20 protein-coding genes and 2 pseudogenes are annotated in these 24,101 nt (G+C 44.1%); 8 read left to right on the plus strand and 14 right to left on the minus strand.

The window, feature by feature from the left end:
• Positions 1-1,177: 1,177 nt before the first annotated feature.
• Positions 1,178-2,659 carry an MvaI/BcnI family restriction endonuclease gene (locus PSI17_RS00810; protein WP_273550122.1) on the minus strand — a complete coding sequence of 494 codons (1,482 nt, stop codon included), beginning with the start codon at positions 2,657-2,659 and terminating at the stop codon, positions 1,178-1,180.
• A 280-nt stretch (positions 2,660-2,939) separates the two neighbouring features.
• On the opposite strand from PSI17_RS00810, the gene PSI17_RS00815 reads away from it, so the two are divergent.
• The 3 genes from PSI17_RS00815 (at position 2,940) to PSI17_RS00820 (ending at position 6,592) form a co-directional block, all read left to right on the plus strand.
• Positions 2,940-4,550, plus strand: coding sequence for a DNA cytosine methyltransferase (locus PSI17_RS00815; RefSeq protein ID WP_273550123.1), 1,611 nt, complete (start codon positions 2,940-2,942; stop codon positions 4,548-4,550).
• 520 nt (positions 4,551-5,070) lie between these two features.
• The gene (locus PSI17_RS17360) at positions 5,071-5,535 is read left to right on the plus strand and encodes a very short patch repair endonuclease (RefSeq protein WP_443255983.1); all 465 of its coding nucleotides are present in this window, start codon (positions 5,071-5,073) and stop codon (positions 5,533-5,535) included.
• Positions 5,536-5,719: 184 nt separating this feature from the next.
• The gene (locus PSI17_RS00820) at positions 5,720-6,592 is read left to right on the plus strand and encodes a phosphorothioated DNA-binding restriction endonuclease (RefSeq protein WP_273550124.1); all 873 of its coding nucleotides are present in this window, start codon (positions 5,720-5,722) and stop codon (positions 6,590-6,592) included.
• A gap of 24 nt (positions 6,593-6,616) precedes the next feature.
• Here PSI17_RS00820 and PSI17_RS00825 read toward each other — a convergent pair whose 3' ends face one another.
• Both PSI17_RS00825 and potD read right to left on the minus strand, forming a co-directional pair.
• On the minus strand, positions 6,617-8,185 hold the full coding sequence (locus PSI17_RS00825; protein WP_273550125.1) for an ATP-binding cassette domain-containing protein: 1,569 nt from the start codon (positions 8,183-8,185) through the stop codon (positions 6,617-6,619).
• 274 nt (positions 8,186-8,459) lie between these two features.
• Entirely contained in the window at positions 8,460-9,506 is a 1,047-nt protein-coding gene (gene potD, locus PSI17_RS00830; protein ID WP_273550126.1) for a spermidine/putrescine ABC transporter substrate-binding protein PotD, read from the minus strand.
• 208 nt (positions 9,507-9,714) lie between these two features.
• Between potD and PSI17_RS00835 the strand changes: the two genes are divergently transcribed.
• Both PSI17_RS00835 and PSI17_RS00840 read left to right on the plus strand, forming a co-directional pair.
• The gene (locus PSI17_RS00835) at positions 9,715-9,936 is read left to right on the plus strand and encodes a type II toxin-antitoxin system Phd/YefM family antitoxin (RefSeq protein WP_273550127.1); all 222 of its coding nucleotides are present in this window, start codon (positions 9,715-9,717) and stop codon (positions 9,934-9,936) included.
• Positions 9,936-10,325 carry a type II toxin-antitoxin system death-on-curing family toxin gene (locus PSI17_RS00840; RefSeq protein ID WP_273550156.1) on the plus strand — a complete coding sequence of 130 codons (390 nt, stop codon included), beginning with the start codon at positions 9,936-9,938 and terminating at the stop codon, positions 10,323-10,325. Before PSI17_RS00835 ends, PSI17_RS00840 begins: the two co-directional genes overlap by 1 nt.
• Positions 10,326-10,365: 40 nt before the next feature.
• Here PSI17_RS00840 and potC read toward each other — a convergent pair whose 3' ends face one another.
• The 3 genes from potC to potA are packed head-to-tail and all read right to left on the minus strand — an operon-like array spanning position 10,366 to position 13,101.
• Positions 10,366-11,145 (minus strand): spermidine/putrescine ABC transporter permease PotC, encoded by a 780-nt coding sequence (gene potC / locus PSI17_RS00845; protein ID WP_273550128.1) that lies wholly within the window; start codon positions 11,143-11,145, stop codon positions 10,366-10,368.
• Positions 11,142-12,002: a spermidine/putrescine ABC transporter permease PotB gene (potB, locus tag PSI17_RS00850; protein ID WP_273550129.1), complete on the minus strand. Its 861-nt coding sequence runs from the start codon at positions 12,000-12,002 to the stop codon at positions 11,142-11,144. Before potB ends, potC begins: the two co-directional genes overlap by 4 nt.
• Positions 11,986-13,101: a spermidine/putrescine ABC transporter ATP-binding protein PotA gene (gene potA, locus PSI17_RS00855; RefSeq protein WP_273550130.1), complete on the minus strand. Its 1,116-nt coding sequence runs from the start codon at positions 13,099-13,101 to the stop codon at positions 11,986-11,988. The genes potB and potA overlap by 17 nt, the downstream gene beginning before the upstream one ends.
• Before the next feature lie 493 nt (positions 13,102-13,594).
• Between potA and PSI17_RS00860 the strand changes: the two genes are divergently transcribed.
• The 3 genes and pseudogenes from PSI17_RS00860 to PSI17_RS00870 form a co-directional block, all read left to right on the plus strand.
• Positions 13,595-13,915, plus strand: coding sequence for a heavy metal-binding domain-containing protein (locus PSI17_RS00860; RefSeq protein WP_045968636.1), 321 nt, complete (start codon positions 13,595-13,597; stop codon positions 13,913-13,915).
• Between the two features lie 176 nt (positions 13,916-14,091).
• On the plus strand, positions 14,092-14,547 hold the full coding sequence (locus PSI17_RS00865; protein WP_273550131.1) for a YaiI/YqxD family protein: 456 nt from the start codon (positions 14,092-14,094) through the stop codon (positions 14,545-14,547).
• Positions 14,548-14,643: 96 nt separating this feature from the next.
• A pseudogene (locus tag PSI17_RS00870) lies at positions 14,644-14,823 on the plus strand (LysR family transcriptional regulator); the annotation flags it as partial.
• 3 nt (positions 14,824-14,826) lie between these two features.
• On the opposite strand, the pseudogene PSI17_RS00875 reads toward PSI17_RS00870, so the two are convergent.
• The 8 genes and pseudogenes from PSI17_RS00875 to PSI17_RS00910 form a co-directional block, all read right to left on the minus strand.
• Positions 14,827-15,036, minus strand: a pseudogene (locus PSI17_RS00875) (cation:dicarboxylate symporter family transporter); the annotation flags it as partial.
• Positions 15,033-15,302 carry a barstar family protein gene (locus tag PSI17_RS00880; RefSeq protein ID WP_273550132.1) on the minus strand — a complete coding sequence of 90 codons (270 nt, stop codon included), beginning with the start codon at positions 15,300-15,302 and terminating at the stop codon, positions 15,033-15,035. The gene PSI17_RS00880 and the pseudogene PSI17_RS00875, both read right to left, overlap by 4 nt.
• Before the next feature lie 4 nt (positions 15,303-15,306).
• On the minus strand, positions 15,307-15,765 hold the full coding sequence (locus PSI17_RS00885) for a ribonuclease domain-containing protein (RefSeq protein WP_273550133.1): 459 nt from the start codon (positions 15,763-15,765) through the stop codon (positions 15,307-15,309).
• 37 nt (positions 15,766-15,802) lie between these two features.
• Positions 15,803-17,248, minus strand: a complete 1,446-nt coding sequence (tldD, locus tag PSI17_RS00890) for a metalloprotease TldD (RefSeq protein WP_273550134.1) — start codon at positions 17,246-17,248, stop codon at positions 15,803-15,805.
• Positions 17,249-17,266: 18 nt separating this feature from the next.
• Positions 17,267-18,115: a deaminated glutathione amidase gene (nit1, locus tag PSI17_RS00895; RefSeq protein ID WP_273550135.1), complete on the minus strand. Its 849-nt coding sequence runs from the start codon at positions 18,113-18,115 to the stop codon at positions 17,267-17,269.
• A complete protein-coding gene (gene yhdP, locus PSI17_RS00900) occupies positions 18,112-21,990 on the minus strand; it encodes an AsmA2 domain-containing protein YhdP (protein WP_273550136.1) in 3,879 nt (1,292 codons plus the stop codon). The genes nit1 and yhdP overlap by 4 nt, the downstream gene beginning before the upstream one ends.
• Before the next feature lie 31 nt (positions 21,991-22,021).
• The gene (gene rng, locus PSI17_RS00905) at positions 22,022-23,491 is read right to left on the minus strand and encodes a ribonuclease G (RefSeq protein ID WP_273550137.1); all 1,470 of its coding nucleotides are present in this window, start codon (positions 23,489-23,491) and stop codon (positions 22,022-22,024) included.
• A complete protein-coding gene (locus PSI17_RS00910) occupies positions 23,488-24,075 on the minus strand; it encodes a Maf family protein (protein ID WP_273550138.1) in 588 nt (195 codons plus the stop codon). The genes rng and PSI17_RS00910 overlap by 4 nt, the downstream gene beginning before the upstream one ends.
• Between the last annotated feature and the right edge of the window lie 26 nt (positions 24,076-24,101).

A 24,101-nucleotide genomic window follows, 5' to 3' on the forward strand; every position in this document is an offset into this window, starting at 1 on the left:
AATTGAAATATTCAATCCAGATATATGAAAAATAATAAGTTTTCTCAGGTCATCATTTCAATATCATAAAATTTTTTTAATATGGCAAACATGTCATGAGATTTAATCATGGCGTTTGTTATTTCTATGTAAAACAAAGGTCAATATTAATTGACAAATAAATCAGCTCAATTTAATTAATATAAATAGTCATTTTGAGTTTTTATTTCATTAGTGAATTATATCAATTCTTTTTCTGGCGATTAGGGCACGTTGGGATAGCCTGTAAAATGAGCTGGCACAAGATAGCGACAACAACCGCCGTTAATACTCCCGCCATAAGGTCGATAAACAGCATGTTACAACATGATTGTGCAATGACGATTGCACAATCAACCTTCGGATTATGATTGATTATTTGTGAGATACATCACAATTTCATAAATACAACTCTATATATCTATGTTCAACACAATAAAAATAAAAGATATTGATAATCATTTCTAAAAATTTTTGAGGATACGATGAAATTACTCGTATTACATGTGACTCAATTCTCTGTTTTTTTCGTGCTATTTGCATTAGTAAATTATTTTTTATTTTAGGCAGAAATAAAAAGAAATCAATAAAATTCTCACTCATCATTTTGACAATATATCTATTGACTGAAATATTTTCATTTTATTTTCTGATAGCTTTTTATTATATAAGTGTCCTGTTTATGGGTGTTACTGGGTAATTGTGTTGAATAAACCTTAAGGGCAAATGATGATTTTTATTTTGCTACGGGCGGTTCAATTTGTCTTTTTATATTTAATATTTGCGATAATAAGTTACTTTTTTATATTGGATAGAAGCCTGAAGAAGACAATAATACTGCCTCTCTTTTTACCTTTTATATTTATAATAACACAAATATTTTATTTTATTTTGGCAAGCATACCATTCTATATTTATGAAGTTATTTTTACCTAAGTTCGCGGTTTTTTATATCTATTCTTGGTGTTTATTAAATACAAAGAGAGTAATTATAACCCAATATAAAAATATCAAAAATGAGATATTTCGCCCTATCCTGTATACAGGAAGAGTGTTTTACTTATTAGTTAAATCCAGCATTATCAGTAAATTGTAATCACAACCTAAAATCGGTCATTAAATGACCGACCATGACATAATTAACATTTAAATATGAATTTTAGTTTTTTAACTTATATTTAACAGGGTTAGGAAACAATAGCTCAATATTTTTCTTGTCAATTTTAAATAACGGACCTTTTTCGCTGACTCTTTTATTCTTCCCGCTGCGCTTGATTAAATGATCCATTGTAACAACACCACTTTCAATTAAAGGTAAAAGTTGACTCAATAAAGGGGTCTTCGTGTGTGTAACAGATATTATGGTGAATCTTTCTTTCCCATTGATAAATTCGCTGTCTGCTTCAATCCAGAATGTTTCATTATGTTTTTCTTTTAAACGTTCCCTCAACATGTCTCCAGACCATGTTGCAACATGCTCTATATATTTGCATGTATCATTATCTTGAATGGCATACCATTCTTGTAATTCATCTTTTTCTTTCTCATATTTGAAAATCAATCCTTGGCTGTTAGGTTTTTTAGTACTTACAGTACAATAAAGCTTAAAATCCTCCTCCCTTTGATAACCATATTTATCAAGAATATCTGCACTTTTCTTTAAAGGACTAATGGACCAATTCGCTACTTGAGCAAAAAGTGTCGTTCTATTCCTTAAGCCTCTACCAGATTTTAACTCTATTCCTTTATAATCTGGCAACTTGCTTGAATTAGCAGTAATTCCCAGGGCATGCTCAATAGACATACCAATGGCCGTATCACCTACATGTGTTGCCTCGATTGGTGATTGAGACAAATACTTTAGTTTTTCTATTAGTTCATTGGCTATTGAATTATCATTACAAGATTCAATAAATTCCTTGATTGGATTCATTGGTGAATTAATGATTTCTTCAATATCAATAACGGACAAGTTAATCAAAAAAGCAGAGTCATTTTTTATAATTATTGCAATTTGGTGACAAGGACAGGCGAAAGAAGGAAGGTGTTGGAACCACATACGTGGATCACCTTTTTTAGTGTTTGGTCTATATAAGCTCATACGAGATTTAATTTTTTTTGAAGGAGTTAGAAAATACGCCTCCTTGGTAATTTTACCATCTTCACCTTGCCTTTGTTCCCGATAAAAATGAAATCCTGTTAATTCAAAATGAGTCCTGACCGCTTGCGTAGCATCAAGTATAAATTTGTTCAATCCAGTAAAAGTTGGCTCAAAGATAGAATATTCAATCGCCAATTGAGTAAGTGCTTTCCTATTCTTTATTATTTTCAACTTCACATCATCACCCAACTCGACCTGCCGTTCCAACTGAATCATTTTTTTTTCATCTTCCATAAGACAAACATCATTAATAAAATCTAACGAAGGTTTTGGTACAGAAACAGCGGCCTCTTTAGTTTGTTCATGGGCTTTAACAACAGCCTTCCAATTAGGAAAACAATAAGCGTTAGCAATATAATCAAGGGCTTGACTGTGTTTGAGTCCGGTTTGCTTTTTGAATTTGGTAGCTTCCTGTTTGTATCTAAGAAGCAAAGCATCAGTAACTGGTGGTAAACCCGAAGGTAAAAGTCGTCTGGACATGTATGTACCTCTCCATAATAAAAAGTTTCTGTAATACATGCACCAAACTTACTGCCCATAAATAAGTTCCAAAGTGCAAAAGAAACTGATCATTACAGAGAGGACTCGAAGGGTCTTTACTTGCATGGGCTGAAGGCTTCTCTCATTAGCCTATTAATAAGATTATCGATGCCACTCGCAAAAGTCAATATTCTTCTAATACAAACCTGGACAATAGATTTCACCTCAGCTAAAATAGTATCAATACTAAATGTTACATTACATAATATGCAGGTGTCTCTTGAAACAATCGAACTCTTTTAATCACATAGAATTGTTTTCCGGTTGTGGTGGTTTATCTCTCGGATTAGAAAAGGCCGGATTTAATTTATTATTGGCAAATGAATTATCTCCCATGGCGGCAGAAACTTTTTCCTACAATTTTTTCGATGAAGATCTTGAACTATTAGCTAGTAATGAAGAAAAGCCTAAAAATACCTTTTGGATCAGTAGCAGATTCAAAAATCTTAAGCAACGCTTGCGAGAAAATCCTTTTAATTTTCCCGATTGGTCTATTGAAAATACAGATATAAAAGATGACTTCCTAAAACTAAAAAAAAGCTTAGTAGTTGGAAACATTATTCAGTTAAATACCTTACTTAGTAAAAACAAGGTATTACTTGATCTTATAAGATCTGGTTTCAATGACGGTGGAGTCGATCTTGTCTCTGGAGGACCACCTTGTCAAAGTTTCAGCATGGCAGGATTACGAGAAAAAAATAATGAAAAAAATACCTTACCCTGGGAATTCGCCAATTTTATCGCCATGGTTCAACCCAAAATTGCTTTATTGGAGAATGTAACGGGTATATTACGGGCATTTAAAGATAAGGATGGTACACATTATCATGCATGGTTTGAAATAGCTAAAACTTTTGCCACCAAAAACTATATTCCTTTATGTTTACATATAAATGCAAGGTTAGCTGGAGTTGCCCAAAATCGACCACGTTTTATTATGATTGCTATACGCCAAGATATTTTTGATAGATTATTAAAAAAAATAAGTCATGAAAGTCCAGAATATGAACTATTAAATAATTCAAGAAATTTTTATCAACTGGTAAAAAACACACCCAAAAAAGCCAACTTTGGAACTTTAAAATATTTTGACGCAATGAAGCCGAATGATTTTATTTTATTTAAAAATTCCTTTTTGCATCACCTTATTGATAAAAAAGAAGTTACTGTAAAAGAAGCAATAGATGATTTAAAAACCAACAATCCATCAGGTAACTCTTTGTTTATAAATAAATTGAATAACAATTTCTCATCTTTATTAAAAAATAGGGAAGAAATGCACAACCATGAACAACGCAAAAATAGCTTATTGGTTAGATGCCGTTTTAGATTATATCAAATTCTTCAAGATATAAATGACAAGTCCACAAATAAAGCTGTTTTTTCAATACTAAAAGGTGCCAATTGCCAATTAGAAGATAATATCTGGAATAAACTCAAAGAATATGAATATCTACAAGATAATGAAGAAATGGGATATATTCATAATAAATCAGATTTTATTGATTACTTAAAAAAACACCCAACCAGAAAACAAACCCAAAGGGCACTGGTTGCAAATTTACCTGCATTTGCAGCCTTATCGATTCCTGATGATGCTTGTCATTATGATAAAAATGAATTAAGAGTTCTTACTGTCAGGGAAATGGCTAGAATACAATCTTTTCCAGATGATTTCGTATTCCGTTCAAAAATTACAACAGGAGGACAGATGAGAAAATTTGAAGTTCCTCAATATACCCAAGTAGGTAATGCGGTTCCCCCATTATTAGGTGAAGCTTTAGGAAAGGTTATCATTGATTTATTGGCATTAACAGAAAATGAAGAATAAAATGTAATTGAATACATAATCAATCTGACATGTTTTGGTATAAACATCAGTTATTTTTCCAATTAGATAGGATTGCAGGGCGAGAGCACGAACGTTTTTCGACCTTAATTTGTATGCAACACAGTCAATTATAGGGCGAATATCACTCAATTCGGTCTTGTTAAAGTATCAATCAGTGTTTTATTTGCACGGATCGTTCAAAAAACAGGCTTTCATGCTCTCGCCCTGGATAGGATTGGGTTGGGTTGATTTTCCAATTCAATTCTATTATCATATATTTCCTTAATGGAATAATCTATCACAACCTTATTATTTAACAATAAGTTACATAAAGAAATCATTTCTTATACTATTCTTTTCAATACAGGGGCATACTGTAAACACCATATTCATATGCGCTTATATCCCTATGAAAAAATCCTATTCTATCTCTAACATTCAACTTTAATGAAAAAAACAATTATATTAATTAAAATTTAACCTTCACAAGCCGATATTCTCGATAATAATGGATTGTATTATGAATACCTTGCACAATGAAAGCGTACGCAGAAGACTCATGGCTTCCATACCATCCAAGAATACTATCCCTGAATTATGGGTTAGAAAACGCCTCCATAAGAAAGGATTTCGATATCGTGTGCATGTTAAGAGCTTACCAGGATGCCCAGATATTGTATTACCGAAATATCGTTGCGTAATTTTCATTCATGGCTGTTTCTGGCATATGCACCTCTGTCCCTTCTTTCATTGGCCAGCCACTCGAACCTCTTGGTGGCATAAAAAGCTTGAAACTAATTGTTACCGCGACTTATCAGCCCAAGATAAACTCAGAGAATTACGGTGGCGCGTTTTAGTTATATGGGAATGTGCCATACGCGGGCGTAGTCGATTGGGTGAAGAAAAATTACTGGAAATTGCAACAGACTTTATCTATAACGGTGGGCCCATGTTAGATATATCAGGCAATTTTAATATTTATTAAAATAGAAATCTTAGATTTAGCTCTAGCGCTTATTTTATAGCTAAAGAACTGTACAAAAATACCTAATTTTTCCAATCTCATAATTCGGTTATCGCCTCTTCCATTTCATACAACCCACCACTTGCCCCCTGCCACTTTTGCGAGCATGATCGCAATACCATTACCCATTAATCAAACAACTTACATGCCTACCATCAAAGCACTCCAAGTCGCTATCTCAAACCTTTCTATATGGCGCAAAGGTGATCAACGTGCACCACATAAGCCATTATTGTTACTGTATGTACTCTCTCAATATCAGAAAAGCCATGAACGACTGTTTGATTATGGTGAGGAGATCCACCAGCCATTACTGGCGTTACTCAATAACTTTGGCCCAAGACGCAAAAGTCACTATCCCTCCTTACCCTTCTGGCGCTTACGCGGCGACGGGTTTTGGGAATTACAGAATAGCGAACGCTGTACGCCACAAAAAGGCAGCAAGGAACCGCCAAAACGTGAATTGATTAAGTTCGGTGTCAAAGGAGGTTTCGACCAACAAAGTTATCAGTTATTACGCAAAAAGCCTGCAGTCATTGATAAACTGGCACAACAAATCCTGAGTGAACACTTTCCTGACAGCATACAGGAGCTGCTCGCCAATCAATTGAATTTCTCTTTAAGTGATATCCGCAAAAAGCGTGATCCCCATTTTCGTCAGCAAATACTGCGCGCCTATAACTACGAATGTGCAATATGTGGCTACAATCTGCGACACGACAGTACTCCCGTTGGTCTGGAAGCGGCGCACATTAAATGGAAACAATACGGCGGCCCCTGTACTGTCAACAATGGGCTTGCCCTCTGTTCATTGCACCATTCGGCATTCGATATGGGTTCAATCAGTATTGACGATCACATGAAGTTACTGGTTTCAGAAAGTATTAATGGCGGTTCGATGGTGAAGCAACTTTTTTGGAATTTTGCAAAACAGCCGATATTACTTCCTCAAAACAGAGACTATTATCCTTTGGAAAGTTTTATTACCTGGCATCGCAGCCAGGTATTTAAGCAATAATTGACAAAACAGTTTAGTTTTATCTCAATCAGAAAGATTCAATTCATGGGTGATACCACAGTTTTCAACGAAGACCTCATCATGGGAAACCAGCAGTAATGTTCCCTGATATTCACAAAGTAGCGCCTCTAATAACTGCTTTGAATCCAGATCAAGGTGGTTATCCGGTTCATCCAGCAAGAGCACAGCCGGCGGTGAGGGGCTGTGTGTCAGGGCCAGCAGCGTGGCTTTCAATTGTTCTCCCCCACTGAGCTGGTTTAAAGGCTGGAGCGATTTATCCCCCCTTATCCGTAACATACCGAGCTGAGTCCGCCATTGTTCGACAGAAAATTCACCTTGGTAGTGATGTAATGCTTCGGCAATTGGCAGGGTTTTATCCAGCAGGTTCAGGTGCTGGTCAAGATAACAAAAAGTCTCCGTTATCCGATATTCTCCTGATACTGGCAGAAGTTCCCCACTCAGCACTTTCAAGAGTGTTGATTTTCCGCTGCCGTTACTGCCTTTGATGTGCCAGTGTTCACCGCTATAAGCCGTGAATGAGAGTGGCCCAGAATAGCCGTAGGGTAATCTGAGCGTTGAGGCAAATAGGGTTACCTGTTGTCCGTCCGGCTGGTAGTTCAGAACCATTTTTTGTTGTCGCGTATGGGCCTTTTTCTCATGAATCTCCTGAAATTGTGTTTGCAGGTTTCCCAACACCCGTTGATGACGTTGGGCAATATTAGACTGCCGCTGTTCTGCCCGGTTTTTCTGCATATCGAGTAACAGGAGTGACTGAGAACCACCGCGACGGATAACTTCGCCTTGTCTGCGCCGTTGGGCGGCTTTCTGGAGGCTGGCCTGTTGTTGACGCTTTTCGTTGCGGATACGGGAATCCAGACGCTCAGAAGCCGCGTCGAGTGATGCGATGGCGGCAGCCTTCTGCTCTGCATAAAGGGCATAGTTGCCGCCATATTCGCAGAGTCCCTTGTCGGTTAACTCAAAAATCGCCTGCATATGAGCAAGCAGGGCACGGTTATGGGTGACCACCAGTGAACCTGCTTTGTGTTGTTCCAGCCTGTCGGTAAACCACAGCCGTCCTTCATGGTCGAGATGGTTATCCGGTTCATCCAGCAGGAGAAAGTGGTCGCTATGTAGAAAAGCGCGGCATAGGGCAAGACGGGTTTGTTGCCCGCCACTGAGATTTTGTACCGGCGTCTCCATTGATACCGGTAAACGGGCGGAGTCCAGCAGACTCTGCCATATCGCCGGTTGCTGCCACTGCCCTTCAAGCCTTTCAAAGTCATCCATTGTCGCGGTTCCGGCTTCTACCCGCTGAAAAGCATGATAGAGCGCGGTAACACCCAAGGCATCGGCAAGGGTTTCTCCCGCCAGCCGGATCAGTTGGTCAACATAGATAAAGGGCATATTCCAGACGATATGCCCAGAGGAAGGTAATAGTCTCTGCGCCAGCAACCGTAGCAGTACTGATTTGCCTTTTCCGTTACTGCCGATCAGGGCGGTTTGTTGGCAAAACAGTGTACTGCTCAGGGACGGAAAAAGAGTCCTTTGATTAAATTCGATACTCAGTTGTGAAAAATGACAGGCTATTGTCATGCGTACCTCCTGAATACAGGTGGCAGACAATGCAGGGATCTCTTTTCAGGAGAGAAACGGATGAGAACTATTGTCTGCCAGGAACAGAAAAAAGAATACCCTTGGGTATCCGGATACATTTTCTGGCAGGACTTAGTTCATCGTCGGGAAATGCCTTCTTAGTCAGGTTGGTCAGAGGAATAACGCTGATATTATAGTCAAAGATGATAATGTTAGACAATAACAGGCGCTAAAATTCTTCTTTTAGCGCCTGTTATTCAAACTCAATGTCGGGTTACTGGCCGGCTTTCAGTTTTTGGAAATATTCTTCGTACAAGATATTGGCATTGCCGACATCGCTTTGCCATTCGCCTTTCTGGATCACCGCTTCATCGGGATACAGAGACTTATCTTCTGTCATCGATTTTGGCAGTAATTTTTTCGCTTCCATGTTCGGGGTTGGGTAACCAATTTTCTTGGCAACCTGCGCCGCAATTTCCGGGCGCAACAAGAAATCGATTAACTTCATCGCGCCATCAACATTTTTGGCATTCGCCGGAATAGCCAGACTATCCATCCAGAAAATCCCGCCTTCTTTCGGCCAGATAATATCCACCGGTGTGCCTGCCTGACGCGCAACATAAGCAGAGCCATTCCACATCATGCCAATGTCAGCTTCCCCTTCCATAAAGGGATTAGCCGGATTGTCAGAGTTAAATGCCAGTACATTTGGCATCAGTTTTCTCAGTTCCTGATAAGCGGCTTCAATCTCTTTCGGATCGGTGGTATTGCCGGAATATCCCAGTTTCAGCAGCGCCATCTGGAAGACTTCACGCGCATCGTCAGTCAGCACCAGACTGCTTTTGTATTCTGGCTTCCAAAGATCAGCCCAAGAGGAGAGCGTTTTGGGATCAATATTATCGCCATTGACGCCAATCGCGGTGGCGCCCCAAATATAAGGGATAGAGTAATCGTTATTCGGATCAAAAGACTTGTGCAACAAATTTGGATCAAGATTATGGAAGTTGCTTAATTTGCGGGTATCGATTTTTCGCAACATCCCTTCTTTACTCATTTTTGAGATAAAGTAAGTGGATGGAACCACTAAATCATAAGCGTCGTCTTTATAGGTTTTCAGCTTGGTGTACATGCTCTCATTGGATTCATAGGTGGAATAAATCACCTTAATCCCGGTTTCTTTCGTGAACTGGTTGAGCAAACCAGGCGGAACGTATTCAGTCCAGTTGTAGAAATACAGCGTCTTGCCATCGTCAGCGGCATTCACCGAACCAATGCTTAATGCCATCATCCCGGCGGCAAGCAGATAAAACCACTTTTTCATGTCATCTTTTCCACGCAGTTAGTGCGTTAGTATCGTAATATAGGTTCCGCGTGAACCTACCCCCCAAAAAACGGCTATTATAAAAGCCGCATTTTGCAGGGTAAAGCCACTTGTTAGGTTGTAGGTTTATAAGTTGTACGATTTTTACGATTGTATTGTACAATACAATCACTGTGCACATAATATACGCAAAAAAGGGAGAAGCATCGTGAATACATTTACCATTTCACACGCCCGCGAAAACCTAGCAGCAGTTATCGATCAAGCTGTAGCTGGTCATCCAGTAGAAATTACCCGTTACGGTCGGGAAACTGCGGTGATCATCAGTAAAAAAGAGTTTGACGCTCTCCAAAAAGCGAAATTAGATGCTGAATTTGCAGATATCGTTGGCCTATTCGATACATCGAATCAGGCATTGGCAGATAGATGATCCGACACGTCACTCCTGATGAAGTGATTGCCCTTCACACCTATATCCTACGCCGTTACGCAGGAGTACCCGGAATATCTGATCCTGGTCGAGCAGACGCAATTGTCGGCCGAGTGTTGAACCAAGAGTATTATGAAGGTATCACTGATATCTACGAACTTGCCGCAACCTACTGGCTTGCCATTGCCCGTGGTCATATTTTTATAGATGGAAGCAAGCGAACAGCCCTGAACACCACCATGTTATTCCTGAAACGTAACGGTGTGGAAGTTTATGACCGCCCAGAACTGGTTGAATTAACGGTAAAAGCGGCTAAAGGGGAATTTGTATCTAAACAATTGGCTACCAAACTCAGAGAATTTTTCAAACCAAAGATTAGCCCTTATTGACAAAGAAAAGCGTGGTCAAGCAACCACGCTGACAAGAAGATTAAGACTTACCCGTGCGATCACGCATCACAAATTGGCTAATCAGCACCAAAACCAACGACATCAGTAACAAAATCGTTGCCAATGCGTTCACTTCCGGCGAAATTCCCACTTTGACCATGGAATAAATCTTAAGTGGCAAGATTTCATAGCTTGGCCCCGTCACAAATGAGGAAACCACCACATCATCCATCGACAGGGTAAAACTCAGTAGCCAGCCCGCCATTACTGCCGGCATCGCCAGCGGCAGGATGATTTTTCGCAGAATGGTCAATTCCCCCGCGCCTAAATCACGCGCTGCTTCCAGCATCTTAACGTCGAAGTCTTTCAGGCGGGAGTAAACCGTTATCACGACAAACGGCAAGCAGAAGGTGATATGCGAAAACAGCAGTGACCAGAATCCCAATGAGATACCGAGCAACATAAACAGCACCAGCAAGGAAATCGCCATCACGATATCCGGCGACATCATCACGACAAACAGCATACCGCCAACAAACTTTTTGCCCCGGAACGAGTAACGATACAACGCGACTGCGGTCAGGGAGCCAATCAGGGTAGCGAAGGTGGCGGATGCGATCGCCATCGTCAGAGAGTGGCCTGCCGCTTGAAGCAGGCTGTCATTGGAAAACAGCAGGCTATACCATTCGGTGGTAAAACCCTGCCAGCGAATGCCAAAGCGTGATTGGTTAAACGAGCTTACCAGCAGGATAATAATCGGGATATACAGGTAAGCATAAACGATGGTCATAAAACCACCGCGCAACAGGCGTCCGATCATTCCAGTTCCACCTTCTTGTTCAGCAACTTAGCCGCACGATAATAGACCAATAACATAAGCCCCATCACCAGCGTCAGACAGATGCTGGTCGCCGCCCCAAACGGCCAGTCGCGGATATTAAGGAATTGGCTCTTGATCACGTTACCGATCAGCAGATTCTTCGCGCCGCCCATCAGGTCAGCCACATAGAACAGCCCCATTGCCGGCAACAATACCAGCAAACAACCGGCGATAATGCCCGGCATGGTGAGTGGCACAATGATACGGATAAAAGTCTGCAATTTCCCCGCGCCCAGATCGCGTGCGGCTTCCAGACAGGATTTATCCAGCTTCTCAATGCTGGAATAGAGTGGCATCACCATAAACGGCAGCAGGATGTAAACCAGCCCCAGCACAACGGCTTCGGGGGTATACATTATGCGCAACGGCTTATCGATAATCCCCACCCACAGCAGAAAATCATTCATATAGCCACGGGTACTGAGGAACATCTTCAAGCCATAAATCCGGATTAACGAGTTCGTCCAGAACGGTACGATCAGCAAGAATAGCATCAGCGGGCGCAGTTTCTCCGGCATACGCGCCAGGAAAAAAGCAAACGGATAACCAATGACCAGACAGCACAGCGTCGCGACAATCGCCATATTCAGTGAATGCAGCAACACCTCGGCATACAGCGGATCAAACAATCGGCTATAGTTATCCAGCGAGAAGACCATCTGCACTAAATTGGCATCATCGCGGGTCAGGAAGCTGGTTCCGATGATCATCAGATTCGGCAAAAAGACAAACAGCATCAGCCAGGCGACAATGCCCGTAATGACAATATTCTGGAATAGCTTACGCGTCTTCTTCATCGACCAGCACAACCTCCCAGCTTTCCACCCAAGTCACGGCAATCTTTTGGTTGAGGGAATGGTCAACATCAGGATCATCTTCGTTGAAAAATTCACTCACCATGACCATCTTGCCATTTTCCATTTCGACCACGGAATCCAGCGTCATGCCCTTGTAGTTGCGCTCACGCACATAACCAATCAGACCCGATACCTGCTCACCGTTATTGATCTCTTCTACCCGCAGATCTTCCGGGCGCAGCAACACTTTCAGCGTTTGCCCAACCGCCACGGGCAGCGACGTGAAAATATCGCACTCGTGGCCTTCGACATTGGCGCGTATCCGCTGCTCATCAATGCGATGCAGCACTTCGGCATCAAAAATATTGATTTCACCGATAAAGCGGGCAACAAACAGGTTTTTCGGCTCTTCATAAATCTCACGCGGAGAGCCATCTTGCTCAATCCGCCCGTCACGCATCACCACAATGCGGTCTGACATCACCAGCGCCTCTTCCTGATCATGCGTGACGAAGATAAAGGTAATGCCGAGCTTACGCTGGAGCGCCTTCAACTCATTTTGCATCTGCTTGCGCAACTTGTAATCGAGCGCGGACAACGATTCATCCAGCAGCAGAACCTTTGGTTTATTCACAACGGCACGGGCAATCGCCACACGCTGCTGTTGACCGCCGGAAAGCTGGGCTGGCTTACGCTGAGCAAACTCACCGAGCTGAACCATGCGCAATGCTTCCTCAACACGCGGGGCGATCTCTTTTTCCGGTGTTTTCTGCATTCGAAGCCCAAAAGCGACATTTTCAAATACGGTCATGTGGGGGAACAGGGCATAACTTTGGAAAACCGTATTAACGTGACGGTGCTCGGCGGGAATATCGGTAATATCCTGCCCTTCCAGTAAAATTTTGCCGCAATCCGCATCTTCCAGTCCGGCAATCAGACGAAGTACTGTGGTTTTGCCACAACCGGATGGCCCAAGAATGGTCAGGAACTCGCCATCATTGATGGTCAGATCGAGCTGTGAAATAACGTGTTTACCGTCGAAACCCTTACTCAGGGCTTTCAGTTCAACAAGTGGTGTCAGAGAGGTATTCTCAGTCATTTATGCTATCATCTATCCCTTGGAATAATGCAGATAGAACCGCCACGGGAAAAGACTGTGTCAGCTAGCAGGAGGCATCATTTCTCCGCTAAAGCTCAAAGCCAGTGGCGCCGGTTGAAATTACGAAGCGCGCATCATAAACGCAGTAAGGCCAAATTGAAAGCTGAAACAATGACAATATGCCATTTTTTATTACCATTTCACAAATGGTAACAGGTGGAACCATTTTTATTGTAATCATACCATCTTGTAACTATTTCTTGTTGATAATTTTCCAACCAGAAAATAGGGTTGCCTTTCAATAAATTCAGACAGACACCCAAGGCAAACGCCATCACCATCAACACCCTGCTTGCCGGTACATCCAACAGACCCGGACGTTCATTTTTATCATTATCCTATCTTACTGAAATAAAAATAATTAAGATCACGATCACCCTGTCAGAAGATACAGATAAATTGGCATTATGTTTTTTCCAAACGGAGATCGATTATGAAAAATGCAACAACCCCCACATTAGAAGGCCATACCATCACAGATTATCTGGGTGTCGTCACAGGGGAAACGATTCTTGGTGTAAATATTGTGAAGGATTTTTTTGCTGGAGTCAGGGATATCGTCGGCGGACGTTCTGGCGCTTATGAAAAAGAATTGAAAAATGCACGGGAAATTGCCTTTGCAGAAATGAATGCACAAGCCCAGGCTTTAGGTGCCAATGCGGTTGTCGGCATTGATATTGACTATGAAACCGTCGGCAAAAACGGCGGTATGCTGATGGTCGCCGTCTCGGGAACAGCAGTTAAGATCGTGTAAAAGGCAATTGTACTGAGTTTGTGGGTTAGGCCATCGGTTGGGTGGCTTAATTAAAGTTGGTGGGTTAGCGCAGTCAGGACTGACGACTGAAAGTTGCCAAACCGTCCTGTCTAATCGCGCATACTTCAAACCATTTATGATCATAGTTGAAGATATGGAATTAAGAGGAATCTGTTATGCCTATATGGGTAGATGCTGACGCATGTCCTAAGGTGATAAAAGAAGTATTATATCGTGCAGCAGAACGTGAAAAAATACAGGTAACATTCGTGGCAAATCAGCGATTAAATGTACCTGCATCCGCTTTTTTACGTACGTTACAAGTTTCTGCTGGGTTTGATGTCGCTGACAATGAAATTGTACGTCGCTCAGAGGTAGGGGATTTAGTGATTACGGCTGATATTCCTCTTGCTGCTGAAGTCATCGAGAAAGGTGCAGTAGCACTCAATCCGCGCGGTGAACGTTATAGTGAAGCGACAATACGTGAACGCCTGACTATGCGTGATTTTATGGATACGATGCGAGCGAGCGGGATCCAAACGGGAGGGCCTGCTACGTTAAACCAACGTGATCGCCAACGGTTCGCAAATGAACTGGATAAATGGTTATTGCAGCAGAAAAAAGCATCCTGAAAAGGCTGGATTAACACAATAAGTGCAATGTGCGCCCCGTATAGCCCCTGTACCTGAATTTGTGTAATTGCCTGTATTTGAAATATTTAATCGTAACTCGAATCCATTAATGCCGATGAAGCCGTCAATAATCTTAAAAGTGGAAAAAGTGATTTTATTCTGTCTTTTTTTAATGAAGATCTGATGACATCACCGTTTCTTCATCATAAAGTGTTGGATGCCAAGTTATATCTTGTCTCTGGCTGTAAAGTTGATGGAAAACCATTATATCGGCTGGAAGATGCGTCCTACGGACGATGATCCACCGATTGACATGAAGCCAGTGACAATCGTGGCAAAGACGAGAGGTGCGATGATCATTTTTATCAGGCGCAGGAATATGTCGGTGATGATGTTGATATAGGAAGAAATTTCTTTTGTCTGGCCGGCATCAAGATAATGGTGAAAACCCCAGCCGGTAATGGAGCCAAGACAAAAAAGAAAACTCAACCCATCATATTAAACCGCAATTTCCCTTCCAGCTCTTCTTCCGCTTCTTCAAACAGTAATACTAACGCCGCAAAATGCGTTCGTTTTTGCGGCGTAAAGTGGATAAAATCAATCTCAACAGGTAATTGAATATACCCCGTCACTGCATCCCACAGGGCATCCAGATTGGCACCAAAATTATCCCCAAGCCCGAAGCGCGCTTGGAATTCACGATAAAAATCGCTCAAATCAGGCAGTTGGTTAAAATCGAATTCCACCTTTTTCATGTCATTACTCCAGTCGGGTAAAACTGTTGTAGTGATCAACCGTTAAATAAATAAGGCCATCATTAGAATAGAGCAATCTGTCACTTCCCCGGTGCCCACACCGATAATTCACGTCCGCTTCAAACCAGTGGCGATCAGGTTTTGTTGGTAATCTATTTTCACGGTTGGAAAATCGATCACCGCCAATGGCCTTGCCCGGTAACACTTCACATAAGTTACCTTCACGCGCATGCCAACCAAGGCGACGGGCCTGCTTTTTCGTCATGTAATAGTCCGGCAACGTGTGATGCTGGCGCAGGTAGTCCACAACACGGCGCTGTTCGGTCAGAACATCAATCGGCTTTTCTGAAGCAATGAGGCTTTGCCCTGCTGTATCCGCGCGAATTGGCCCAGATCGGTTGGCAAAGACGATAAACATGACAGCCAGAACCAATAATACCGCCGCCAGGATGCTCTTTTTCATGATGACCTTATTCATGCTATTTGCGCTCAAGACACGATCAGGCGGTTCCGCCAACGGTCAGGTTATCCAGTTTCAGGGTCGGTTGCCCCACACCCACTGGTACGCTTTGGCCTTCCTTGCCGCAGACACCGACCCCTTTATCAAGCGCCAGATCATTGCCAACCATGGAAATTTGCTGCATGGCTTCAATACCAGAGCCAATCAAGGTCGCCCCTTTCACGGGCTTGGTGATTTTGCCGTTTTCAATCAGATAGGCTTCGGATGTTGAGAAAACAAATTTACCCGAGGTGATATCCACCTGACCACCCCCGAAATTCGGGGCATACAGCCCACGATCCACGCTGGCGATAATCTCTTCTGGCGTGGAATTCCCTGCCAGCATGTAGGTATTGGTCATCCGTGGCATCGGCAGGTGGGCATAGGATTCACGGCGGCCGTTACCGGTCGGCGCTACACCCATCAGGCGGGCATTGAGTTTATCCTGCATATAGCCTTTCAAAATGCCATTTTCAATCAGTACGTTGTATTGCCCCGGCACACCTTCATCATCGACAGCCAGTGAACCACGGCGCCCTTCAATTGTGCCGTCATCGACCACAGTACACAGTTCTGACGCCACTTTTTGCCCAATCTGACCAGAGAAAACAGAGGTGCCACGGCGGTTAAAGTCGCCTTCCAGACCGTGCCCGACCGCTTCATGCAGCAGCACGCCCGGCCATCCGGCACCCAATACCACCGGCATTGTGCCCGCCGGTGCGGCAACAGCCGACAAGTTGATCAGTGCCATGCGTACCGCTTCACGCGCAAACTGCTCTGCCAGAACCTGCCCCCCTTCGGTACGCAGGAAATATTCGTAACCATGACGGGCACCGCCGCCACTGCCGCCACGCTCACGCTTACCCCCTTCTTCCACTAATACACTGACAGAAAGGCGCACCAATGGACGGATGTCCGCTGCCAATGTACCGTCCGTCGCCGCGACCAGAACTTGTTCATAAACACCGGCCAGGCTGGCATTCACTTCCTGTACGCGGGGATCTTCCGCTCGTGCAATTTGATCCACTCGATGCAACAACGCAATTTTTTCTTCCCGACTCATGCTCTGCAAAGGATCAACGGTCGGATAAAGCGGCTTATACGCCACTGCACCTAATGTATGCGAAATGCCATTACCCACTTCCCGCACAATGCTGCGCGCAGCTTGGGCGCTTTGCTGTAACGCATTCAAGGTGATTTGATCTGCGTAAGCAAAACCCGTTTTTTCTCCACTGACCGCACGAACACCGACACCTTGATCGATATTATAGGAGCCATCTTTGATGATGCGGTCTTCCAATACCCATGTTTCATGATAACTGGATTGGAAATAGAGATCGGCGTAGTCCAGACGACGTTCCGCCAATTGACCCAGTACAGAAAATAAGTCTTGATGATTCAAGTTATTAGCAGCCAGCAAGCATTCACTGACATAAGTTAAACTCATATTGATTACTCTTTTACTTTAATTTGTATTCTTTTTTATCAAAGAAGTCAGTTGTGGACGGAAGCGATTGTGTTTCACCACTTTTATCTGCTCACGCATGTGAGTCAAACTCTCCCGACGGATATTAAGCTGCAATGCGCTGACGGTCAGAGAATTTTTCTTGATAATTTCTCCCCAACCACTCACCGCCATGGTGTGTCCCCAAGTTCTGCGAGTACCGTGTACACCAACCTGCGCCGGTGCCAAAATAATACATTGGTTCTCGATGGCACGGGCTCTCAGCAATGGCTCCCAGTGCGCCTTACCCGTCAAGCGGGTGAAAGCAGCAGGAACGGAAATCAGCTCTGCACCCTGTTCACGCAATGCCTGAAAGAGTCCCGGAAAACGCAGATCATAACAGATAGTCATCCCCAAGCGACCAACGGGCGTATCAACCACGGTGATATGTTCCCCACGCTGATAGATAGTGGATTCATTATAGGCACCGTGTTCATCGTTGATATTGACATCAAACATGTGGATTTTGTCGTAACGGGCCTGAATTTCTCCTTGATCATCAAACAACAGGCTACTGCTTGTGATACGAGAGGGATCTTCCCGGCTGACCATCGGCATAGAGCCAATCAGCAGCCAAACGCCGTAACGTTGTGCCAGCTCGCTCACGGCCTGTTGCAATGGCCCGCTGCCCTGCGTTTCTGCATGTGTGCGGTAGGTGTCAGCATCAGCAAACAACAGCGCATTTTCTGGGGTCAGAACCAGTTTTACGCTTTCTGGCAGTTGCTTAATCTGTTGCTCAATCTGCGCTAAATTGTGTTTAACATTCGTCCCACTACATAATTGTAAAAGTGCAACATTGACGTTTCTCATGGCCCTTTATTCTCCTTAAGCTGACGTAAAACTTCATCAATTTTAGGCTGTTCGAGGCTGCCCGTTAACCGATAGCGAATCACCGATATCTTGTGCCATAAGGGCCTTAGTGCTTTTGTTGCGGCAAAAATTGCCGCACCAGCCACAGGATTGACCGCAAAGGCCGCCGCGACCCCCACCGTTGTCGAAATTTCCGGTGTGATGACCAGTTCCATGTTGATCTGGCGCTTAACTAAATCTGTCTTCCCTGTTGCATTGATGTCCGCCGCCAGCCCATCAATGAGAAAGTTATCGGTATACATGACGCCATTTTTTATCGTTGCGTCACCACGAATGGAATCAAAGTTGAAATCATTACTGAATGTGTCACTGAAATCCAACTGTAATTTACGCAACAACGCATCAAAACTGATGAACCTTAATAATTGCCCAGCTCTGCCACCGCCCAGTTTGGCGATGGCCCCTTTTTTCATGTCTCCGGTCAGCGTTCCGTTCAATGTTTTAAGATCGGGCTGCCACGGAACATTTTGCCAATTCAAATTAAAATCAAATTTGAAAGGCGCATCAACAATCGGCACGATAAAGCCCAGATAAGCGGCCATATCGTCGAATTTTTCTCCTGATAACTGCCCTTTAATATAGCTATAGTTTCCGGCCTGGTTTTTTCCAGCATGGCTTTTTCTGGTATTGCTTTCATACCAACGGCCAGAGAGTGTCAGCTTTCCAACACTGTTCTCCATTTGCCCATGAGTCAAGACCAGAGAATCCCCTTCCGGCATGATCGATCCAGATATTTTGCCGAGTTTTAATCCGGCAACCCAGCACTCGGCGCATTTGACCTCTAATGCAGGCCAACTGTTCAAAGCATAATGCGATGCCGGAGCCTTATCTGACGCTGGCTTTTTGTCATCCATCGACGAATTTGTTGCAAATAAGGGATCATAATAAAGGTAATGAATGGATGCCTGCATCGGTTTATGCGCCTGAATCAAAAGGCTGCCATTAATCTCTTTCCCCTTTGCACTCACTTTTATTGCACCATTTTGTTGAACAATATTGAATGTGAGTTGATTCCAACGCTGTCCAACAAGATCCAATGAAGGCAATGAAATTTCAAATACATTCGGCCACAATAACTCATTATCTTCCGATGAGTTCCAACGCAAGGGAGCGAGCAGTGCCAATAATTTTTCACCATCAATAGCAGGCAAGTTGAGTGCCAACAACGATTTTTTTGGCAGGGCAGGCAGCCCATTGCCATCGGTATCAAAAATACCCCGCTGCAATCTGGCGTGCGTATCTTCCAGCCTCCACTGCGTGTTGAACGCGTACCGCTTACCCATTAATCCGTTGATCCGGAGTTGGTGAATATCACCTTCGGCATGGAGATTAATCTTATTCCATTTCCTCAGGGATTCTGTGTCCAATGCGGGTAATTGACTGCTCAAATGTGATAAATCTGCATTAATGGCAACACGATATTGCACGTCTTTTTTTGTTGGTAACTCATTGGCCGGTAACTGATCAGAAGGTAGCATAATATTCACGTCACCCTGCCAGTTCAGCGTTCCAGATAGCTGGTTCCGGATCGCCACAGGAAGTTCCGGTAATGCTTTTGCCGCCCAATGTGCATCCAGTTTCACATCGACCTGATACTGCTTTGCCAAGTCTTGGGTAGAAAATTTCAGCGATAAGGGATTGCCCAGCCAATGAGCGGATAATGCCTCACTTTTTAACTGACCATTATCAAAGCGAAATTTGCCATTAAGGTGTTCCATCTTGCTGTTCAATGGTTTAATGAACAGATGCGTATCTTTCAGTACCACTTCCCCGCTCGCCGCAACGTCGCCGTGCTGCAAGGGAATGTTCAGGTGGAGCTTGCCATCCACCCTGCCATCAAGCTGTAAATTATCTAATGCGCGACCAATCGTATCCGCCATCGGGGTGTGGTTGAAATAATGATGAATACTCTTCCCATCCCCAAATAATGCCGCATCAATAAACAACTTATGCTTGCCATAATCGGGGATCACGGCCGACACTTGAGCCGCCTTTACTTTTCCCAAATGCGCTTTCTGTGCCAGCATCCACAAGCCGTTATTCTGGAAATTCAGATCGATATTCAAATCAAACAGAGCCGGCCAATCCGGTTGGTATTGAAAGGTTGCCTGACGCACGGGCACAAGCACCTGAAACTGGCCATTGTTCTGTTTAAACGGGAAGTCATGGGGATCACCGCGAAAAACCAAGGTAGCATTATCGACTTTGCCCTTAATCAAGGAAGCCGTCAAATAGTCGGTCAGCGATGCCCCCATCAGTGGCTTGGGAAAATAGCGCCATGCCTCACCCAGATCATCCGCCCGGATCCCGGCTAACATGGCCAAAACAGGCGGTTGGTTGTGAGGTTTCAGGTAATGGAAATCCCCATTGAACCACAGCGACTTGGCTTGCAAATCCAACCCCTGCCCCCACACTTCCATGCCATTCTGACCATTTTTCCAGGCAATCTGCCCTTCGCTGCTGGCAATGTCCAGCGGTGCCTGAAACATATTGCCACCGTCAATGGTGCTGTTTTTCAATGCAAAATTGATATTTCCCCACTGCTTATTACCCTCTAGCATGCCACTGAAATGGCTGACCGATGGCAGTTCTTTCCAGTGTAACCAGCTTACATCCCGCCATTTCAGGCGAATTCCCATCTCATCGGGAAGCGCGGGGGTGATATCGAGGGCAAAGTGGTCAATCATGCCTTTCGGCTGTCGGTGCTGCCAATCCTTGACAGTTTCCGGTGTCACAAAAGCCGGTGTCACAAAAGAAAGGGTCGGCAATATTCCATTCAAATCTTCAAGCCGGATATTTTCAGCACGAATACGCCAGTGATCTTTACCCTGATATTCGCTTGCCTGCTTGACATACAGGGTCGAAAGCCGGCCCTCTGGCCACGGTTGATCGTCCGTTTTCAGGCTTGCCAGATTGGGCACGTCAAACAACCACCCTTCATCCTGACGGCGCATCTGCACAAAGAAGTCACTCACGGCAAGCTGATGTTTTTCACTCCCGACGTGCCAGTTGGCGCTACCGTGCCTGAGCTGCAAACGTCCGCTATCAATTCGCCCTTCTTTCAAGGTAATCCAACTGGCTAAACTGAAATGGGCATGATCTAATCCGGTGTTGTCCTTTAACCAACGACTTAACCAGAGCCGCATATCGATATCATCAGCCTGCAAATAAACCGTGCCATTATCCAGCATTCCGTTGATATCTTTCAGGTCAAACTTCACCTGAACAATCCCTTCCTGCCCATTGATCGAAGAGAGGTTGACGCTGCCTTGTGCCCGATGGCGGTTATCTTTATTCAGCCATGTTAGCTGCGGTAAGCGCAGATCGGCTTTTTCACCTGACGGGGTCAAAAAGGTTAAGCGGCTGTCATACAAATCAAAATGGTTGAGTTGTTCGAGAAACAGCGTTGAGAGGCTGTCCGGCTTAGAAAGCCTGTTTTCGCCGCCTTCTCCAAACAGCGCCCTATTGTAATTGACCTGTAGCTGGTAAAAAGAGAGATCACGAAAATGCCAGCGCCGTTGTAACAGTGAACGCCAGACATCCAAAGAAAGGGTCACCTTTTTGGCATGAATTTCGACATCTCCCGTTTTTGCACTGATATCACGAAGTTCCAGACTGGGGCCAAACGTTTCCCAATGACCGTTGAGGTAACCTATATTGATCGGTATGTCTGTCACGTCAGCAATTTTTTCGACTAATTGCTGACGATATTCATTGATATGCGGCAGGAAGAAACGTAACCCGCTGACAAGCAAAGCCACAATGATAATGACTATTGCGGCTGTCGCTAATAATACCCCCGGCAGTCGCTTCACGCATTTCTCCTTGGTTGTCAGCGCTATTGCTCTACATCATAATAACGTCAAATTGCTCCTGGCTGTAACGCTGCTCTGTCTGCACTTTGACCTGTTTGCCTACAAAAATTTCGACTTCTGCCAATGCGTGGGATTCATCCCCTTTCAGGACTTCGCTGACGGCGGGAGAGGCATAAACCAGAAAACGATCTGCATCAATGGCACGATTGACGCGGACAATTTCACGCAAGATCTCATAACAGACGGTTTCGACAGATTTTACCGTGCCTCGTCCCTGACACGTCGGGCAATTATCACACAAGATATGTTCGATACTTTCCCGTGTACGCTTGCGCGTCATCTCAACCAATCCCAAGGGTGAAAAACCATTGAGGGTTGTTTTCACCCTGTCTTTGCTTAATGCCTGTTCCAAGGATGCCAAGACACGGCGACGGTGTTCTCCGTTACTCATGTCAATAAAATCAATGATAATGATACCGCCCAAATTACGCAGCCTTAATTGCCGGGCGATCGCCTGCGTTGCTTCAATATTAGTATTAAAGATAGTTTCTTCTAAATTGCGATGCCCGACAAACGCACCGGTATTAATATCAATGGTCGTCATGGCTTCCGTCTGATCAATGATCAGGTAGCCCCCTGACTTTAATTCTACTTTACGCTCCAGCGCCCGCTGAATTTCACGTTCCACGTCATAGAGATCGAATATCGGCTGGTTTCCCTGATAATATTCCAGTTTCGCGTTCATCTCAGGAATATATTCATCAATAAATTCCTGTAATTGTACAAATGTTTGGCGGGAATCAACGCGAATACGATCGAGGGAAGCACCGACAAAATCACGCAAAACACGTTGCGCCAGTGCCAATTCCCCATAAACCTTGTTTTTGGTGATATTGCGTTTCTTACGTTCAATCACCTTACTCCACAGACGCTTCAAAAATGCCGCATCCTGTACCAGTTCTTCTGTTCCCACCCCTTCAGCGGCCGTGCGGATAATAAAACCGCCATGCTCATCACAATACGCCATGACGATGCTTTTCAGGCGCTCGCGCTCTTTTTCGCTCTCTATGCGTTGTGACACCCCCACATGGGATGCCCCCGGCATAAACACCAAATAACGAGACGGTAAGGTGATATCGGTTGTCAAACGGGCGCCTTTGGTTCCCAGCGGATCTTTCACGACCTGAACCAGTAAATCCTGCCCCTGACGCACCAATTCGGCAATGTCCCTGACATGAAAATTTTTCCGCTCTTCACCCGCAATACATTCCGTATGCGGCACAATATCCGAAGCGTGCAAAAAAGCGGCTTTCTCCAGCCCGATATCCACAAAGGCCGCCTGCATACCGGGCAGAACCCGACTTACACGCCCTTTGTAAATGTTCCCGACAATGCCCCTTTTGGCTTCCCGTTCAATATGAACTTCTTGCAAGATACCGCCATCAATATAAGCAACCCGCGTTTCGGATGGTGTTACATTGACTAATAACTCTGCTGTCATGAATAATCCTTCCCATCAGCTAACGCTAAAAACCGTGTGATTAATTCATGGGTTTCCACCAGTGGCAAGCCGACAACAGCGTAGTAACTGCCATTAATTTTTCTGACAAAACAACCGCCCTTACCTTGAATGCCATACGCGCCGGCTTTATCCATTGGCTCCCCAGTGGCAATATATTCCCGTATTTCCGGTTGGGATAACTGGCGGAATATCACATCCGTAATGACTATTTCACTCAAGGTATGTTGACTGTTCGATAAAGCAACAGCCGTCATCACCTGATGGCACTGACCTGACAAAGCATTAAGCATTTCCGCAGCGTGTTGCTGATCTCGCGGTTTCTCTAAGATACGGTTATTCAATACAACAATGGTATCTGCCCCCAGAACGGGGTAATCGTGTGGCGCGATGGCGACGCCAGCCCGCGCTTTCTCTCTGGCCAATCGAGTGACATATTGCTGTGGAGACTCCCCTTCACGCCATTTTTCTTCGACCTGAGGTGCCAGGATTGCAAAGTTAAAATCCAACAATTCCACCAGCTCACGCCGTCTTGGTGAGCCAGAAGCTAAATAAATGGTTTTCATCGTGAATAATCCTTAGGAATCTATCT

The organism is Xenorhabdus sp. IM139775 (assembly GCF_028598745.1).
In the GTDB taxonomy this organism is placed as follows: Bacteria; Pseudomonadota; Gammaproteobacteria; order Enterobacterales; family Enterobacteriaceae; genus Xenorhabdus.